Source organism: Aquicoccus porphyridii, from assembly GCF_008369105.1.
GTDB lineage: Bacteria > Pseudomonadota > Alphaproteobacteria > Rhodobacterales > Rhodobacteraceae > Aquicoccus > Aquicoccus porphyridii.
On the sequence record NZ_VINQ01000020.1, the window covers coordinates 1 to 17,440 of the forward strand.

General features: G+C 61.7%; 15 protein-coding genes and 2 pseudogenes. 14 read left to right on the forward strand and 3 right to left on the reverse strand.

The window, feature by feature from the left end:
• Window positions 1–279: 279 nt before the first annotated feature.
• Both FLO80_RS18650 and FLO80_RS18660 read right to left on the reverse strand, forming a co-directional pair.
• Window positions 280–1,281: pseudogene (locus FLO80_RS18650) on the reverse strand (IS481 family transposase).
• Between the two features lie 60 nt (window positions 1,282–1,341).
• Window positions 1,342–1,452, reverse strand: a pseudogene (locus FLO80_RS18660) (transposase); the annotation flags it as partial.
• Window positions 1,453–1,724: 272 nt separating this feature from the next.
• Here FLO80_RS18660 and FLO80_RS18665 point away from each other — a divergent pair.
• From FLO80_RS18665 to FLO80_RS18695, 7 genes are all read left to right on the forward strand, one after another.
• Complete coding sequence (locus FLO80_RS18665; RefSeq protein WP_111368969.1) at window positions 1,725–2,915, forward strand: cytochrome P450; 1,191 nt, start codon at window positions 1,725–1,727, stop codon at window positions 2,913–2,915.
• A gap of 54 nt (window positions 2,916–2,969) precedes the next feature.
• On the forward strand, window positions 2,970–3,605 hold the full coding sequence (locus tag FLO80_RS18670; RefSeq protein WP_111368967.1) for a glutathione S-transferase family protein: 636 nt from the start codon (window positions 2,970–2,972) through the stop codon (window positions 3,603–3,605).
• Between the two features lie 87 nt (window positions 3,606–3,692).
• The gene (mhpA, locus tag FLO80_RS18675; RefSeq protein ID WP_111368966.1) at window positions 3,693–5,288 is read left to right on the forward strand and encodes a bifunctional 3-(3-hydroxy-phenyl)propionate/3-hydroxycinnamic acid hydroxylase MhpA; all 1,596 of its coding nucleotides are present in this window, start codon (window positions 3,693–3,695) and stop codon (window positions 5,286–5,288) included.
• A gap of 83 nt (window positions 5,289–5,371) precedes the next feature.
• The gene (locus FLO80_RS18680; protein WP_111368964.1) at window positions 5,372–5,890 is read left to right on the forward strand and encodes a TRAP transporter small permease; all 519 of its coding nucleotides are present in this window, start codon (window positions 5,372–5,374) and stop codon (window positions 5,888–5,890) included.
• A 28-nt stretch (window positions 5,891–5,918) separates the two neighbouring features.
• On the forward strand, window positions 5,919–7,220 hold the full coding sequence (locus FLO80_RS18685; protein WP_111368962.1) for a TRAP transporter large permease: 1,302 nt from the start codon (window positions 5,919–5,921) through the stop codon (window positions 7,218–7,220).
• 93 nt (window positions 7,221–7,313) lie between these two features.
• A complete protein-coding gene (locus tag FLO80_RS18690) occupies window positions 7,314–8,321 on the forward strand; it encodes a TRAP transporter substrate-binding protein (protein WP_111368960.1) in 1,008 nt (335 codons plus the stop codon).
• Window positions 8,296–8,982, forward strand: a complete 687-nt coding sequence (locus tag FLO80_RS18695) for a nuclear transport factor 2 family protein (RefSeq protein ID WP_146611074.1) — start codon at window positions 8,296–8,298, stop codon at window positions 8,980–8,982. Before FLO80_RS18690 ends, FLO80_RS18695 begins: the two co-directional genes overlap by 26 nt.
• Window position 8,983: 1 nt before the next feature.
• Here the strand turns inward: FLO80_RS18695 and FLO80_RS18700 are convergent, their stop codons facing one another.
• Window positions 8,984–9,799, reverse strand: a complete 816-nt coding sequence (locus FLO80_RS18700; protein ID WP_342781748.1) for a helix-turn-helix domain-containing protein — start codon at window positions 9,797–9,799, stop codon at window positions 8,984–8,986.
• 148 nt (window positions 9,800–9,947) lie between these two features.
• Between FLO80_RS18700 and FLO80_RS18705 the strand changes: the two genes are divergently transcribed.
• The 7 genes from FLO80_RS18705 to FLO80_RS18735 all read left to right on the forward strand — a co-directional run bounded on the left by FLO80_RS18705 (window position 9,948) and on the right by FLO80_RS18735 (window position 17,404).
• Entirely contained in the window at window positions 9,948–10,928 is a 981-nt protein-coding gene (locus FLO80_RS18705) for a VOC family protein (protein WP_111368954.1), read from the forward strand.
• A 56-nt stretch (window positions 10,929–10,984) separates the two neighbouring features.
• Entirely contained in the window at window positions 10,985–11,989 is a 1,005-nt protein-coding gene (locus FLO80_RS18710) for an NAD(P)H-quinone oxidoreductase (RefSeq protein ID WP_111368952.1), read from the forward strand.
• Window positions 11,990–12,086: 97 nt separating this feature from the next.
• Entirely contained in the window at window positions 12,087–12,938 is an 852-nt protein-coding gene (locus FLO80_RS18715) for a fumarylacetoacetate hydrolase family protein (protein WP_111368950.1), read from the forward strand.
• Between the two features lie 59 nt (window positions 12,939–12,997).
• Window positions 12,998–13,321, forward strand: a complete 324-nt coding sequence (locus FLO80_RS18720; protein WP_111368949.1) for a 2Fe-2S iron-sulfur cluster-binding protein — start codon at window positions 12,998–13,000, stop codon at window positions 13,319–13,321.
• Window positions 13,318–14,496 carry an NAD(P)/FAD-dependent oxidoreductase gene (locus FLO80_RS18725; protein ID WP_111368947.1) on the forward strand — a complete coding sequence of 393 codons (1,179 nt, stop codon included), beginning with the start codon at window positions 13,318–13,320 and terminating at the stop codon, window positions 14,494–14,496. The genes FLO80_RS18720 and FLO80_RS18725 overlap by 4 nt, the downstream gene beginning before the upstream one ends.
• 201 nt (window positions 14,497–14,697) lie before the next feature.
• Window positions 14,698–15,567: a beta-keto acid cleavage family enzyme gene (locus FLO80_RS18730; protein WP_111368945.1), complete on the forward strand. Its 870-nt coding sequence runs from the start codon at window positions 14,698–14,700 to the stop codon at window positions 15,565–15,567.
• 982 nt (window positions 15,568–16,549) lie between these two features.
• Window positions 16,550–17,404, forward strand: coding sequence for an IclR family transcriptional regulator (locus tag FLO80_RS18735; protein ID WP_188078342.1), 855 nt, complete (start codon window positions 16,550–16,552; stop codon window positions 17,402–17,404).
• Window positions 17,405–17,440 lie beyond the last annotated feature (36 nt).

The window sequence follows — 17,440 nt, forward strand, 5'->3', positions numbered from 1 at the left end:
TGCGCGCGAGGATCTGCGCGACGGGTTGATGGAATATCTTCAGGACCTTTTGCATGTGGACAGGGCGGCGCAGTAAGCCCGCGTTCCGGGCCGGAGGGCAATCGTGACGACAGTTCTGGTAACGGGCGGAGCGGGTTATATCGGCTCGTAATGGAGTGGCAAATTGGCGGGCACGGAGCGTTGGGTACTTATTCTTCTGTGGAGCTTGCGGGAGGAGTTATGATGAAAGTTCACATTCGGGTCGGCTTTTGTCACTGGGGAGTGGAAAGAACGTGGGGATTAGGTGTTCAGTCCCGGCATCTGGTGGATCGGATTTAGGATGAAACGATCTGGCTCTGAAGTCCAGATCTTGCAGATGTATTCGTAGGGCGTGAGGCCGCTGAGCGTCTTGAGTCTGCGAGCGAAGTTGTATGCGTCCATGAAGTCGCCGAGGTGGGTGCGCAACTGGTCGTGACTGTCGTAGTGGAAGCGTTTGATGGTCGCGTCTTTGATCGTGCGGTTCATCCGCTCGACCTGGCCGTTGGTCCATGGGTGGTTTGGCTTCGTCAGCCGATGCTCGATCCCATTCGCCTCGCAGATCATGTCGAACCGCATCTGCCTTGAATATGCGGTGTTGCGGTTCCGGGGCTGATCGGCGAACTGGATCCCGTTATCGGTCAAGATCGTCTGGATCCGGTAAGGGACCATCTCCAACAGGTGTTCCAGGGACTCCCAGGCCGTCCGCCTATCGGCTTTCTCGACCAGTTAGGTGACCGCGAACTTGCTGGTCCGGTCGATGGCAACGAAAAGATAGAGCTTGCCCTCCGCGGTTTGTACCTCTGCGATGTCGATGTGGAAAAAGCCGATAGGGTAGCGCTTGAACTGCCGCCGCTTTGGCTTGTCACCCTCGACATCTGGCAAGCGCGAGATGCCATGCCGCTGAAGACACCGATGCAGTGCCGACCGTGTCAGGTGGGGGATAGACGGCTGAAGAGCATAGAGGCAATCATCCAGCGGCAGTAGTGTGTGCCGCCGGAATGCGACGATCATTGCCTCCTTCCGCTTCGGTGAGAACGGTCGAACGAGGCTCCTTAGGCCCGGTCTTCAAGTCCTCGACCGTCGCACGCTTGCGCCACTTTGCGACGGTTTTGGAGTTGATGCCCAGCTCCTTGCTCAGTTGCGCGAGCGAAGCTTGCCCCTCTCGGGATCATGCTGCGCATAACCCTGCCGGGCAGTGAATCGCTGTATTGCAGCTCTGACGGCGTGCGTGGTCGTGGCGCTCCCGTGACGAACTTGTCCCATAATGCTTCCTTCCAAGCCTGAGAAAGGATCGCACCATCAAACCGTGGGATCAAACATCTAGGTCGCCTGGCTGATCCCGGCTTTCCGACAGATCTCGGCAACCGGCGTGCCTTCCTCGCCCTGCTTGATGATGAGCGCCTTCTGCACGTCCGAAAACTTCGATACTTTCATGTGATTCCGCTCCTCTTCCAGCGGGGAAACCATAGCGGAAAACTCCAGCATCAAACGGTCCAGTTTTTGGGGATCAGATCACACCTCAATGGCTACCCGGGATTAAAGCTGGCGGCAGCGAAATTAAACCAGCTACTCGGACACTACCCCGAGCGACAGTACGGAAAACTCGCGTCATTGGCGATAAGAATTGTCCGCCAAGTGGACATGCATGGATCGTGTCTTTTCAGGCTTAGCATCATTTCTCCATGATTTATCCAAGAGGAGATGCCATGCTAGACAACAAAAAGCACTCACACGCCGAATACGATGTCGATCTCTATTCGGATGACGCGATCCTGAACCCTTACGACCACTACCGGGAAATTCGTGAGAGAGGGCCTGCTGTCTGGTTGCCTCGCCACAATCTCTGGGCAATCGGACGCCACGCCGATGTCCGCGCGGCCCTGGCGGCGAATGATGTGCTGATTTCCGGTCGAGGCGTCGCCGCCAACGGCAAGGTCAACGAGATCGCGAACAACAATATCCTTGCCACCGACGAGCCGACACACGGTGAACTGCGCAAGGTCATCGCGGCCCCCGTGATGCCACGCGGTCTGGCCGCGGTGAAGGAACGCATCGTGACTACGGCGCAGGAGATGGTCGCCGGGCTCGTCGAGCGAGACGGCTTCGACGGCATGCGCGACCTTGCGCAGATCCTGCCGCTCACGGTCGTCTCGGAACTGCTGGGTCTACCGGAGTCGGGACGGCAGAACATGCTCCGCTGGGCTGCCGCATCGTTCGACGCACTTGGCGGGGCCAACGAAAGGCGCGACGCGGCCTTTCCGACGATCCTTGAGCTGCGCGAGTTCTGCAACAACGGGGCGACGCGGGCGGCGGTAAAACCCGGCAGTTGGGTGGCCGGGCTTTACGACGCGGCAGACGCTGGACTGATTGACCCAGACCTCGTTCCGCAGTTCACCCGCGATTATATCGCGCCCAGCCTTGATACCACGATCTTCGCCACCGGCCATCTGATGTATCATCTGGGCCAGAATCCCGATCAATGGGACGCGCTGCGCGCCAAGCCCCGACTGATCGCCAACGCGATCAACGAGGCAGTGCGGATCGAGGCCCCCATCCGCGGCTTCACCCGCTATGTGGTTGAGGATTACGACGTCGATGGCACGGTCATTCCGAAGGGCGATCGGGTCATCGTTCTTTTTGCGTCGGCCAACCGTGACGAGAGACGTTGGGACACCCCCGAAAAGTTCGACGTGCACCGCGTCGTGACCGATCATGTCGGTTTCGGGCATGGCGTGCATCAATGCATGGGGATGCAATTGGCCCGGCTGGAGATGCGCTCCATCCTTGAGGCCATGATCGACCACGTGGCCCGGATCGAAACCGGCGAACCAGTGTTCGAGATCAACAACGTCCTGCGTGGATATCGGGAATTGCCGATGCGGTTCATTTCCGCTTGAGGTCGCCGCAGCGACGGGCATGTCGGGGACCGCTCAAACAGGGGGGCACGGCCCATGCTGACGTTCTTTCATTCTCCAGGGAGTTGTTCCAACGGAATCCTCTACCTGCTGCACGAGGTTGGAGCGAAATTCCACTACACGATTGTAGATCTGCGCCGGGGCGACCAGCGTCAGGAGAGCTATCTTGCGCTGAATCCCAAGGGCAAGGTTCCGGCGCTGCGTATTCCGGGCGGTGCCGTATTGACCGAGTTCCAGGCCATCGCCACTTGGCTGGCGGACGCCTATCCCAAGGCCGGGCTTCAGCCATCCGATCCGCTGGGAAAGGCCCGGATGATCGAGGCCCTGGATTTCATTGTCGGCTCGGTCCACATGCGCGGGTTCACCTTTGTGAAGATGCCAGGCAAGTTCCATGCCGATCCTGAAGCCCAGGCTGCGATCAAGGCGCATGGACGCGCGGAAGTCGACAACGGCCTGTCCCTGTTGTCCAAATATCTGGGCGAGAAGGATTACCTGCTTGGGCATTTTTCGGCCGCGGACGCGGGGCTGCTCTACATACTCATATGGGCAGAGGAAGAGGGTTTTGCCCTGCCGCCGAACCTTGCCGCCTGCCTGACACGGCTACGCGCCCGGCCCGCATTTACGGCCGCCAAGCCCAGCCTACACCGTCCCTCTGCCCTGTCCGCCCAGTGAACATCTCTGGGGCGTCGATGGACACGCGCATCCGGAGGAGCCGAAAAAGGGGGGGCAAGACCTCCGAATAAGACGAAAGGCAAAGCGATGTCCCAATTCCCGAGCGAGGTTCCGGTGGTGATCGTGGGCGCAGGTCCGACAGGCCTGACAGCAGCGAACCTGCTGGCGGCCTACGGCGTTAGATGCCTGTTGCTGGAACGGGATGCTGGACCGATGAACCTACCACGGGCCATCGTAATCGACGACGAGGGGGCGCGGACCCTGCAAGTCTTCGGGCTGGACCGAAGCTACCTCAGGGATCCGGTGGAGGGGAATGGCTCGCGCTACTACGACGATGCCGGCCAGTGCTTTGCTGCGACGGGGCAGGGGCCCCGCAATTTCGGTTTCGCCAAGCGGATGTTCATCTTTCAGCCTGAACTGGAGGCCGCGTTGCGCGAGCGGCTGGACGAGCAGGCCCCCGAAACGCTGCGCTTCGGCGCGGAGGTGACAGCAATCGAGCAGGCAGAAGATTACGCGATAGTCGAGGCGGTCGAGTTCGACGGGAAGGTGCACCGCATCCGCACGCAATGGGTGTTGGCATGCGACGGGGGGCGCAGCCCGATCCGCGAGAGGCTGGCCATCCCGATGTCAGGCAACACCTACGAGGAGGATTGGATTGTCGTCGACACGTTGAACGATACCGACGATACGCTTTTCTCCAAGTTCTTCTGTAGCGATGTCCGCCCCACGGTCAGCGTGCCCGCGCCGAATGGCGGTCGGCGCTACGAATTCATGCTGTTGCCCGGCGAAACACGCGAGAAGGTACTGGAGGACGCGTTCCTCGAAAAGCTTTTGGCGCCGCTGAGACCGTGGCGGCCGACGGATATCCTGCGGCGGACGGTCTACACCTTTCATGCCCGCATGGCGGAGCGGTTCCGCGAAGGGCGAATCCTGCTAATGGGCGATGCCGCGCACCTGACGCCGCCCTTTGCCGGGCAGGGCATGAACGCCGGACTCCGCGACGCGCACAATGTGGCTTGGAAGCTGGCCTGCATTGTCGGAGGCGGTGCTGCGGACGTGATGGACAGCTACGAGACGGAGCGCCGCAAGCCTGCCTGGGACATGATCCAGCTGGCCGTCGCCATGGGCAGCATCGTGATGCCCGCCGGGCGCGACCAAGTGATGTTCCGCGATCTGCTTCTGCAGGCGCTGGAGCCGTTTCCGAACGTCCGGGACTACTTGATTCACATGCGGTTCAAGCCCAAGCCGCGCTATGGGGCGGGGTTGTTCCTCGGGCTGGAAGCGCCGGAATTCGTCGCCTCGCTGGTAGGCGAGATGATCCCGCAGCCGTTGCTCGCCTCCGACGGGCGACTGGACGACACGCTTGGACCGGGCTTCGCACTGATTGCGCAGGACGAGGCGGGCGCGGCGGCTTTGAAGGCCGTCAGGCACGACAGTTTCATGGGCCTGCCGTTGGCACGGGTTCACCTGGACACGGCGGGCAGGGGGGCCGCGCTGGCGCCGGCCGACCCGGTCATTGCCCGGCCGTTCCGCACGCACCGCGACCAGTTGCTGCTGGTCCGGCCTGACCGCTACTGCGCCGCCGCCTTCGCCCCCGGTGATGTCGAGACGGCGCTCGAAACCTATGCCGCTCGCCTGAAAGCGGCGGGAGCTGTGCGGAAGGTCGATGGCCTGCCGACCTGAGCGTCGGCGGGGTCCATGCCGATCGGCCAGAGCTTGCGCGGCGGGGAGGCCGCGCCAAAGGAGAAAGACGGGGAGGAGAAAGCATGAACATGATTTGGACGCGATCTTTGGGGCTGGCGCTGGTAGGCTTCACCGGGCTTCTTGTACTGGCACTGATGACCACGCTCGACGTGCTTCTGCGCTGGCTCTTCAAGGCGCCGCTGCAGGGGGTAAACGATGTGAGTTCCGTCGTGATGGCGGTGGTGATTGCCGCCTGCATCCCCGCCAACCTCGCGATGAAGCAGAACATCCGGGTGGAGGTTTTCGGAGCGCTTGGCGGACGCTTGGTGCACAAACTTCTCGAAACTCTGTCGAGCGCCCTGACCCTCTTCTTCATCCTGTTGATCGCGTGGCAGTTCGTGCCCTACGCAGCCTCTCTCAAGGCCAACGGCGACCGGACATGGGTGCTTGGCTGGCCGGTTTGGCCGTGGTGGAGCGTGGCCGCCGTGATGATGTGGCTGGCCGCCTTCGTGCAGGCAATGGTTTTTGCCATCGACGCCGCCGCCCTGTTCCGCCGGAGCGACGAGTCACCGTCGCATAACGACACGCCGTCCGCCGCGTGACTGGCTCAAGAGACTCAGGGACATAGACATGGATCCTCTCATCCTCGCCTTGCTGGGCTGCTGCGCCATGATGCTGCTGATTGTGTTGCACGTGCCAATCGGCATCTCCATGGCCCTCGTCGGTGTCGTCGGTTTCGCGCAGGTCGTGGGCTGGGGGCCGGCGTTGTCGCTCATGGCCAGCGAACCCGCCTCGGCGATGAGCTCACTTGACCTCGCCGTCATCCCACTCTTCATGCTTATGGGCAGCCTCGCCGCGGCGGGAGGCTTGGCCACGGACGTCTACGACATGGCGGGCGCGCTCTTTGGGCACAGGCGGGGCGGTCTTGCTACCACAACCGTTGTTGCCAGCGCGGGTTTCGGCGCAATCTGCGGATCGGGAGTTGCGACAACCGCGACCTTCGGTCGGGTCGCCATGCCGGAGATGCTGGCGCACAAGTACCGCCCAGGCCTCGCCTCGGGCGCCATCGCGGCAGGGGGGACGCTGGGTATCATCGTGCCACCCTCGGCGATGATGATCCTATATGCGGTGCTGACCGAGCAATCAGTGCTGGAGCTCTTCAGCGCCGCGATCATTCCGGCGATTCTGGCCGTGGTATTTTATACCGTCGCGGTGCAAGTCACGGTTTGGCGCGATCCGGACGCTGCCCCGAAATCTGAAAAACTGCCGCTTCGCGACAGGCTGGCGGCTATAGGCCGGGCCTGGGGCGTGATCCTGCTGGCCGTGGTGGTGTTGGGCGGGATCTATTCCGGCATCTTCACCGTGAACGAGGCGGCGGCGATAGGCGTCGTCATTGCCTTTTTCTTTGCGCTTCTGCGCAAGCGGCTGGACAGGTCGACCTTTCTGCGGGTGATGGCCGAGGCGAGCGGTTCGACTGCGATGATCTACCTGATGGTTTTCGGCGCGACGATCTTTTCTTACTTCATTTCCGTCACTGGGGGCGCGCACTTCATAGTCTCGGCGATTTCGGACAGTTCGGTCTCGCCGCTTGCGGTAATCCTCGGCATCCTGCTGCTATACATATGTCTTGGCGCCTTCTTCGACGAGGTCGCCGCCATGGTCATTACGCTGCCCTTCGTGATCCCGGTGATCCAGGGCTTCGGCTATGACCTGGTCTGGTGGGGCATCGTCAACGTCGTGGTGATCGGCATCGGAATGATCACCCCGCCGATCGGAATCAACGTGATGCTGCTGAACTCGATGTATCGGGACATCCGCATCACCACGATCTACCGCGGGATCGTGCCTTTCCTGCTGGCAGACCTCGCGAGGCTGATAGTGCTCGTACTGTTCCCGCCGCTCACCCTTTGGTTGCCCGCCATTATCGGATGAAAACTGTTCGCCAGGCGGACAATTTCCACTCGACCGTCGATAGGCTGTCGGGCTGCGGACAAGCTGAAATGCACAAGGAACAGGGAGGAAGACATGAAATTCTTCAACATCGCCATAGCAGCGGCACTGGCGGGTGGCCTGGCCACCTCGGCCAGCCCGGAAGTGCTCCGGTTCTCGAGCTTCGAGCCGCCGGTTGCGCACATCACCAAGAACATCCTCACGGTATGGGCCGAGGATGTGACCGCTGCCTCCGAAGGCGAGCTGGATGTCCAGATGTTTCCGGGCGGTACGCTCGGCCGAAATCCGGCGCAGCAACTGAAGCTGGTCGAAGACGGCGTGGCCGACATTGCCTGGGTGATCCCCGGCTACACCCCTGGTCGATTCAACGAGGGCACGGTGGCCGAGCTACCTTTTCTCGTAGAGAATTCTACGGTCGGGTCGAACGCCATGTGGGCACTTTTCGAATCCGGTCTGTTGAAAGGCGATTACGAGAACTTCAAGTTGATCGGGGTCATGGCCTCGCCGCCCAACGGACTCGCCAGCGCCGTCGAGATGCGCGCGCCCCGTGATCTGCAGGGCCAGAACATCCGCGCGCCTGGTCCCACGATGCTTTCGGCGATCAAGTCGCTCGACGCAGTGCCGGTCGGGGGCATCACGGGGCCGACCCTGGCAGAAAGCCTCAGCCGAGGGCTGATCTCCGGAACTTTCACGCAGTGGGGTGCGCTCGAGACATTCAGCGCCGGCGGGGTCATTGACCACTTCCTAGAGCTGCCGCTCGGTGCGACGCCTATGCTGATCGTCATGAACAAGACGAAGTACGAGAGCCTGTCGGACATGGCGAAGACGGCCATTGACGAGCATTCCGGCGCCGCCTTCTCTGACCGCTTCGGCCGATCCTTCGACGAATACCTGATTGAGGCGAAGGATCGCATCCTGGCCGAGAACGAGATTGCAATCATCGAGCCGGACGAGGCCCTGACCTCTCAATGGCAGGAGGCGATGTCCGTAGCGGCCGACGATTGGATCACGCAGACCGAGAACGGGCAGGTGCTCTACGATACGTTCAAGGCCGAGCTTGAAAAAGCCGCTGCCTCAAACTGAAAGGAACGCGCGGCGCGAGAGTCTCTTCGCGCCGCATGGCTTTGAAGGGCGCGGCATGGCAGACGGCTTTGGCGACATCGTCGCAATCACGCAATTGATCCAGGCATGGGGTCATTGCCGCGACCAGGGCCGCTGGGGCGATCTTGCGCGGACCTTCACCCCGGACGGAACGATCAACGTTACTTGGTTCACCGGTGCCTTTTCTGATTTCGTCGGTGCCTCGCGCAAGGTGCACCAACCGCGGTCGCCTCGGATCAAGCACCTGATCGGCCTTCCGAGCGTTAATCTGCAGGGCGACAGGGCACTGGCTGAGACTAATATTCAGATCCTCGGGCGTTTCCGCTTAGACAACACCGACGTAGATTACACCTCTTACGCCCGTTTCCTCGATCGTTTGGTCCGCACCGCTGACGGCTGGAAAATCTCCGCCCGTACAGCGATCTACGAAAAGGACCGACTCGACCCCGCCGTCCCCTCGGAGGACTTCGTGCGGACCATGTCCGAAACGGATTTCTCGGGGGTGCCTGAACCGTATCGCTACCTCGGGTACCGATTGCTGATCTCGGGCCGACAGCTGCATCCGGACATCATTTGCGACGGCTCGCCGGAGATGGGCCGCCTGCTGTCGAATGCACGACAATGGCTTGCTGTCGGAGGCTAACCTACTGGCAGGTGTGCTCCGCGAGGGCGCGGGAAATCCGTTGCGTCGTTTTCAGAAGCCTGGACCGGTAGAGTTCGATCGCATTGTCGAAGGAAAGGGCACTTGCGGTCCATATGATGGTCAGGCAGGCCACCACGCGGTCCCCGCTCAAAATCGGGGCCGACATGCTCTTGGTTGCCGACCGGAACCCCTCTTTCCGATATCCCACTCCAAGATCTCGCGCCTGCGCCAGAATGTAGTCCAGCGGGCCGTCCTGAAGGACGATCGGTCTCTTCAGGCCAAGCTGGGCCTCCAGCCCCGCAAGCGTCCGTTCGCGCTCTTTGTCGGGGGAAAAGGCCAGGTAGGTACGCCCGCCCGATGTGTCGAGCACGGGCAGTTTCAACCCGACCATCCCATGATCGATGGAATAGGGACTTATGTTGTGGGTCGACTCGCGGATCTCCATTTGGTGGTCGTTGAAGGTGACAAGATCGAGCGGCCAGAGGATCTCCCGGCCCAGCCGGACCATTTCGGGCACCGCGCTCTGGGTCACCCAGTCCTTGTCACGGAACCCGGAGCTGAGCGACTTGGCCTGCAGTGTAGGTCGCCACTTTTCCGACGAATGATCGCGGCTGACAAAGCCCAGCCCCTCGAGCGTTTCCAGCAGGCGATAGACCGTCGGCCGGGGAATGCTGGTATCGACCGCGATCTCGGCTGCCTTGAGGCCGTTGCGCTGGTTTACGGCCTGTAGCACCTGCAGGCCACGCTCAAGCGCTCTGACTGATCCAAACCCCGATATAGCAACTCCTCCCGTTCTAAGTGGTTCGATTTGGTAGATTCACCTAGGCTGTCTGGCAAGTATGTAGCCACATATTTGTCCATACATCGGACAGTCTGGACATCGGCGGAGCGTCCGGGCGTGTAATGGCGTAGCCTGGGGGCAATTACTGCGGCTGTATGCCCGCATGTCCGACTGGAGATACCAGATGGCACTTTCATCGCTCGGCTACATCGGCGTCCGCTCTGCCAGGACGGAGGATTGGAGCGGCTTCGCCACCGGCCTTCTCGGCATGCAGGAGGTCGACCGCGGCGGCAGTTCGCGCACCTTTCGCATGGATGATCGCAAGCAACGCTTGCTGGTTACGGGCGATGGGGACGAAGGGCTCGACTTTCTCGGCTGGGAGGTCGACAGCGCAGAAGAACTCGACCGTCTCGCGGGGCGGTTGGAAGATGCGGGCGTTGCCGTGAAACTTGAAGCGGCGGCTCTGGCCGACCAGCGGCTGGTGGGCCGGCTGATTTCCTTCAAGGACCCGGACGGCAATCATATAGAGGTTTTCTGTAAGCCGCAGGTGGCGAGCGATCCCTTCGTGCCGGGCCGCCCGATCTCGGGCTTCAAAACCGGGACGTTGGGCATGGGGCACGCTGTGTTGCATGTCGAGGACGCGCAGGCGCTGCTTCCCTTCTACCGCGACTTGCTGGGCTTCAACGTGACCGATTACGGGCTGACGCCCTTTCCGCTCTATTTCTTCCACTTGAACGGGCGGCACCACAGCTTTGCCATGGTAGGCTCCGGCCGGAAGGGACTGCATCATTTCATGGTCGAACTGCAATCGCTTGATGATGTCGGACAGGGCTATGACATCGCACAGGCCGAAGACGGACGCGTGGCCTACACACTGGGGCGGCATTCCAACGATCACATGACCAGCTTCTACGCGCACAGCCCCTCTGGCTTCTTCGTGGAATATGGCTGGGGCGCGCGGGTCATCGAGCCTGAGACTTGGGAGCCGCACGAGACCACGGACGGACCGAGCTACTGGGGGCATGAGCGCGTGCACCTGCCCGAAGGCGACCCGGGCCGCGAGCGGATGCGCGAGATGCGAATGGACGCCGCACGGCGCGGCATGCGCGCGGCGGACCCGGTGCCGAACTGTGCCTGGCTCGACAGCGTCGTGAACCGGGAGTAACCGCCGGCCTTGACCGGCCGATCATTCGGAGGCGCGGCCGTGGGCCGCGTGTAGCCATGAACGATGACCAAACCATCCCCCGCGACCAAACCGCGATCGTCATTTCTGCCGCGGGCGGGCCCGAGGTCCTTCAGCCTGCGCAGGTGATCTTGCCGCGGCCGGGGCCGGGGCAGGTTCTGATCCGCGTGGCGGCGGCCGGGATCAACCGACACGACTGCATCCAACGCACGGCCGGGATACACCATGACGGCAGCCCCGTGCCGGGGCTCGAAGCGGCGGGCGAGGTGGTTGGGTGCGGGCCGGATGTGATCGCGTTCAACCGAGGTGACCGGGTGATGGCGCTGCTTCAGGGCGGCGGCTATGCCGAATATGCGGTCGCGGATGCTGCGGTGACAATGCCGGTGCCCGAGGGGCTGACGCTGTGCGAGGCGGCCGCGCTGCCCGAGGCGCTCTTCACCACCTGGTGGAACTTCTTTTCCCTCATGAACCTGCAACCCGACGAATTCGCCCTGCTCCACGGCGGCACCAGCGGCGTCGGACATATCGCCCTACAGGCGATGTCAGCGCTCGGTCATCGAGTCGTGGCGACAAGCGGCACTGCGTCAAAGATCGAGGCATCCAGGCGCTTCGGCGCCTTCGCGGCGTTTGGCTATGCTGACTCGGCCCTCGCAGCCCAGGTGCTCGAGGCGACCGGCGGGCAGGGGATCAGCGCACTGATGGATGTCTCCGCAGGGGCCCATATCTCGGCGGATTTAGAGATGATGGCGCCGGACGGACAGATTGCGCACTTGTCCGCCGGGGGCGGCGCGCATCTGAACGTGCCGCTAAAACCGCTCATGGCCAAGCGCATCCGTATCACCGGATCGCTGCTGCGGCCCCTTGAAGCCGCGCGCAAGGCAGCGGTGGCTGAGATGCTGCGCCGGGATGTCTGGCCTCTTCTTGGGGATCGCGTCCGCCCTGCCATAGCATCCCGTTTTCCTCTCTCCGAAGCGGCGGCTGCGCATCGCGAGATGGAGAAGGGCGCACATGTCGGAAAGATATTGCTCGACGTTCACGGGTAGTGGCCTGTCCACGTCGTGGACAGGCGCGGCGCGGCAAAAGCCTGCGGGCGCGTTCTACGATAGGAAACACATCAAACATTCAGCCAGGAGTCAGGATATGCGCATTGCCTCTTACATCACTTCGGACGGCACGGCCTCTTACGGCGTGGCGGAGAACGGTCGGTTAAAGGATGTCGGCGCGGCGTTTCGGGGGACATACCCCGACCTGCGCGCGGTGCTTGCCGCCGGCTCGCTGGACGAGCTTGCCGCGACTGCGGGGCAGGGGGGCGAGCTGGCCGAGGACGACGTCATGCTGATCTCGCCCTTGCCGAACCCGGACAAGATCATTTGCATCGGTCTCAACTACATGACCCACATCCAGGAGACCGGCCGCGACAAGCCCGCGAAGCCGTCGATCTTCACGCGCTACCCATCCTCGGTGACGGGGCACGGGCAGCCGATGATCCGGCCGAAGGCCTCCGACTGGTTCGATTTCGAGGGCGAGCTAGCGGTGATCATCGGGACGCCCGGGCGCGACATCGCCGAGGCCGACGCAATGAAACACGTGGCGGGCTATAGCTGTTTCAACGACGGATCCATCCGCGACTACCAACGCCACACCTCCCAATTCTGGGCCGGCAAGAACTTTGTCGATAGCGGTGCGATGGGGCCCTGGCTGGTCACGGCGGACGAGCTGACGGCTCCGGCGGCACAGACTATGGAAACGCGGCTGAATGGTGAGGTCATGCAATCGACGCCGATCAGCGACCTGGCCTTCAACATCCCCGAGCTGATCGCCTACCTTTCAATCGTGACCGAGTTGCTGCCGGGTGACGTGATTGCGACCGGCACGCCGAGCGGCGTGGGCCTCTTCCGCGAGCCCAAGCTGTTCATGAAGGATGGAGACCGGATCGAGGTCGAGATTTCCGGCATCGGTACCCTGTCCAATCTGATCCGCGATCAGGCCTGAACGGACGGGCGATAGACGCCCGCACAGGCCTCCGCTTCCTGAGTTATGAGGACCCGAGAATGATCAAAGTGACATTCATCGAGCATGACGGAACCGAAACCACTGCCGAAGGCGACCACGGAGACAGCGTGATGAGCCTCGCCGTGGCCCAGGGCGTCGATGGCATCGTCGCGGAATGCGGCGGCGGGATGATGTGCGCGACGTGCCACTGCTATGTCGATGACGCATGGTTCGGCAAGACGGGACCGCGATCCGAGGGCGAGGAAGACATGCTTGAAAGCGCGGTGACCGAGGTCAAGCCGACCTCGCGTCTGTCCTGCCAGATCACGCTGAGCGACGACCTCGATGGCCTCGTCGTCCGCCTGCCGGAGGTGCAGGTTTGAGCGACGGGCATGTGGTCATCGTCGGGGCGGGACAGGGCGGCCTGCAGGCGGCGATGTCACTGCGGCAGGAAGGCCATGCAGGGCCGGTCACGCTGATCGGCGCCGAGGACGGGCTGCCCTACCAGCGCCCCCCGCTGTCGAAGGATTACCTCAAGACCGGGCAGGCCGAAAAGCTGGTGCTGCGACCTGCGGGTTTCTTCGACAGGAAAGCGATCGACCTGCGGACCGGCATCAAGGTCGACGCGGTCGACCGGGCGGCGAAGAGGGTCCGCATGGGTGACGAAACCCTTGCCTTCGACACACTTATTCTGGCGACCGGAACGCGCAACCTGATCCCGCCGATAGCGGGCATTAGCCGCGCGCTCGGGTTGCGGACACTGGCGGATGCCCAACGGCTTCGGGGCAGCCTTACTAGACCCCGCCGCGTTGCCGTGATCGGCGGTGGGTTCATAGGGCTGGAGTTCGCCGCGGTTGCACGAAGCTTCGGGCATGAGGTTCACATTGCGGAAGCGGCGCCGCGCCTGATGTCACGGGTCGTCTCGCCCGAGATGTCCGCGCGTTTCCGGGCCAAGCACGAGGCTCTCGGCACCCGTCTTCACCTCGGCAATGGCGTGATCGAGGTTACAGAGATCGGCGTGGTACTGGCCAACGGGATGGAGATCGTGGCAGATCTTGTCCTGCTCGCCGCCGGCGTGCGCCCGAATACAGAGCTGGCAGAGGCGGCTGGGCTCACCGTGGACAATGGTGTTGTGGTTGATCCCTTCCTGCGCACGGCCGATCCGCATATCTACGCCCTCGGCGACTGCTGCGCCTTTTCCGATTCACGCAGTGGCATCATGGTGCGCCTGGAAAGCGTTCAGGCGGCGACAGACCATGCGCGCGCCATTGCCAGGACCATCGTGAACGGCCACCAGGCACCTTATGCCGCTGTTCCCTGGTTCTGGTCCGATCAGGCTGACTGGAAGCTCCAGATCGCGGGGCTGGCTGTGCCCGGCGCCACCAGTGTCACGATTGGAGAGGACACCGTCCTGCGGTTTTCCGCAGATCGACTGTCCGCCGTCGAGACAATCAACAACCCCAAGGTTCACATGAAGGCGCGCAAGCTTTTGGCGCAAGAGACGGTTCCGACCTACAGCGACTTGGCCGCCCGAAATTTCGACCTTGCGATGTTCTGAGCAAGCAGGCCGCACATCGTTTGGACCCGTTCACCTGCTCAACGAGCGGATGGGCATGACCTCATTCAGGGCCAATGGGCTCCCGGCGTCATCGCTGTAACGGTTGATCACTGCCGTCCACTTGATGAACATGGGAGCGGTTTTCAGTGACTGACGTTCTCTGGGAATGAAACATGAGACTGGAACTCAGGAGGACAGAGCTTGAATAAACGCATACTGACATGTGCCGTGCTGGGGAACTTCACCAGCCGCACAATGAATCCGAATCTGCCAATCACCCCGGCCGAGATTGCGAGTGATTGCCTCGCAGCAGCCGAAGAGGGCGCGGCAATCGTCCATGTTCACGTCCGAGACCCTGGGACGGAACTTCCGTCGATGGAGGTCGCGCACTACTCCGAGGTCGTCTCGCGCATCCGCGACGCCAATTCCGATCTGATCATCAATCTCACGACCGGTAACGGCGGGCGGTTCGACCCGACGGAAGGCGATCCGGTGAAACCCGGTCCGAAGACCAATCTCCTACCACCGGAACAGCGCGTTCTTCATGTCCAGAAGATCAAACCGGATATCGCGACTCTCGACCTGAACACGATGGTGTTCGGCGGTGAGGTGGTGATCAATTCTCCGGCTTCCATTCGCCGGATGGGTGAATTGATCATGGCAGCCGGATCCAAACCTGAGATCGAGTTGTTCGATTCCGGCGATATCGCGCTTCTCAAGGCGCTACAGAAAGATGGCAATCTTCCCGCCGCACCGCTGTGTTCAATTGTTATGGGTGTGAAATTTGGTTTCGCACCGTCGCCCGAAACTGTCCTCTATGCGCGGGGACTGCTGCCACCGGGTGCGCAATGGACGGCCTTCGGCACAGGTCGGTTCGCCTTTCCGATGGTGGCGCAGTCGCTGCTGGCTGGTGGCCATGTTCGCATCGGATTGGAGGATGCGACAAAGTTGGACGCGAATACAATCGCGCCATCCAATGCGGCTATGGTCGCCAAGGCACGGCGGATGATGGAGGACTTGGGCCACCCACCTATGATCCCGGTCGAGGCGCGGAAGATATTGGCTCTATGATCTACTCTGTTTGTCGGGATTGAAGACTGAGCGTGAACCAGAACGCTCCTGGTGTAGTTCGCTATGGCGGGGCTGAGCGATATTGCGGCAGCTGAGGCGCAAAGACTGAGAGGCGCTTTTGTTTCTACGACGATCACCTATAAATCTCCCCCGCCAACACCGCTCGCCTGTGTACAAACTAGGTACCTGAGGTCACGCCTGTCTCCTCGGTGGTGTCTGTCTGATGGCGCATCTTCTGGTTCCTCTGTTTGATCTGACCCGATTTGGATGGGGCGATAACAGGACCGGCGGCGACTGGGCCGCATCCGCAAGGATCGCAGCGCAGCGGAGAATGCGCCGCGGGCCGGAAAATTGTTCCCGCGAGGAATGCCCTGCCACGGCCATGTGGTCGGGCAGGGGAATTTTCCGGGTCACGAGGCATTGCTGCCCGGGCGAGGGGCGCTTTGCCCCGACCCGCCGGTCCATTGCTCCCGCAATCCAAACGGGATCAGATCGAACCCGCAGACCCTTTGCCCCGTCGGGCACCGCCGAGGGGACTAGCGCTTACCCGCCCTCAATCTCCAGACCTTACACTTTCATGGCCTTCAAAAGGGACCGGCGTAGCACGTCTTTGCCGAATGCCCGCAGACCGCCATAGACGTTCGGGTGATTGTCTAAACTACACTCAAAATGGGTCGAAACGATCCACCAGACGACGCGACTGAACACCCGCCCATGGCAAGGTTAGACCGCGATAATACGCAAAATTCTATTTCGCAAAGTATCTTGCGCCCATTTTTGTTTGAAAACCTGTCACCCCGGTTTTTGAGCCAACTGCTCGCAACAGGCTTAAATACAAACAGAATAGGCTCGACTTTCGGCCCCTGAAATCGTGCGCCGTCACTAAAAGGGGTTTTCAGCCTTGCGAAATGATATTTCGTGCTTCAAGGTAATATGCTATTCTGGACGCCATGGATCGAGTATAGCTGCGAGAGGAATAATGATGAATAGCATGAATGTCCGGCGTCGACGTCCGGTCTCGGAAACGCAGGCCCAGGGGAGGTCGGGCAGCTCGCAGGCATCGGAGGAGGACGGCGGTCGGCAGTTCATCGGGGCGCTGGCGCGTGGGCTCGAGGTTCTCTCGGCCTTCAGGGAGAACGACCGGCAGCTTGGCAATCACGAGCTTGCCGAGCGGACAGGGATTTCGAAGCCGACCGTTTCACGGATCACCTATACGCTTACCCAGTTGGGCTATCTGGTTCACAGCCCGCGGTTCAACACCTACGAACTGGGTGGTAAATCCTTCGCACTGGGCCATGTCGCGCTGGCCAGTCTTGATGTCCGCGAAGTCGCGAAGGACCTGATGACCGATATCGCAACCCGGACTGGCCTGACGGTCAGCCTTGCCGTGCGCGACAAGCTTTCAATGCTGAACCTCGAGGCGCAGGACAGCGATGAGCTGGTTGGGATACGTCTTTATCCCGGTTCGCGGGTGCCGATCGTCAATACTGCGGGTGGTCGTGCATACCTTGCCGTGGCGTCCGAGGACGACCGGCAGGAGATTTTCGAGGGCGTGAAAGACAGCTATGGCGAAGAGTGGCCGTCTCTGCTGCGCGCAGTCGACAGGGCGGCTTTGGAGATCAAAAAGCGCGGATTCTGTATGTGCATTGGTGACTGGCGAAAGGATGTGAACAGTGCCGGTGCCGTCATAGAGATGCCGGACGGACGGGGCATCTATAGCCTAAATGTCGGCGGTCCAGCCTATCTTGTCCCGCAGGAAGACATCGAGATGACCGTGGGTCCAATGCTGGCCGAGGCAGCCGACGAGATGCGAAGACGGCTGGGCTGTGAGGTGTAGCAGCTTCAACGACTTGCGGGTCCCGCCGGACCGGGC

Coding starts and splice junctions, on each gene's coding strand:
- FLO80_RS18685 (WP_111368962.1), top strand. CDS start 5,919: ATGGATCCTCTCATCCTCGCCTTGCTGGGCTGCTGCGCCATGATGCTG.
- FLO80_RS18690 (WP_111368960.1), top strand. CDS start 7,314: ATGAAATTCTTCAACATCGCCATAGCAGCGGCACTGGCGGGTGGCCTG.
- FLO80_RS18665 (WP_111368969.1), top strand. CDS start 1,725: ATGCTAGACAACAAAAAGCACTCACACGCCGAATACGATGTCGATCTC.
- FLO80_RS18735 (WP_188078342.1), top strand. CDS start 16,550: ATGAATAGCATGAATGTCCGGCGTCGACGTCCGGTCTCGGAAACGCAG.
- FLO80_RS18710 (WP_111368952.1), top strand. CDS start 10,985: ATGAACGATGACCAAACCATCCCCCGCGACCAAACCGCGATCGTCATT.
- FLO80_RS18680 (WP_111368964.1), top strand. CDS start 5,372: ATGAACATGATTTGGACGCGATCTTTGGGGCTGGCGCTGGTAGGCTTC.
- FLO80_RS18720 (WP_111368949.1), top strand. CDS start 12,998: ATGATCAAAGTGACATTCATCGAGCATGACGGAACCGAAACCACTGCC.
- FLO80_RS18705 (WP_111368954.1), top strand. CDS start 9,948: ATGGCACTTTCATCGCTCGGCTACATCGGCGTCCGCTCTGCCAGGACG.
- FLO80_RS18715 (WP_111368950.1), top strand. CDS start 12,087: ATGCGCATTGCCTCTTACATCACTTCGGACGGCACGGCCTCTTACGGC.
- FLO80_RS18670 (WP_111368967.1), top strand. CDS start 2,970: ATGCTGACGTTCTTTCATTCTCCAGGGAGTTGTTCCAACGGAATCCTC.
- mhpA (WP_111368966.1), top strand. CDS start 3,693: ATGTCCCAATTCCCGAGCGAGGTTCCGGTGGTGATCGTGGGCGCAGGT.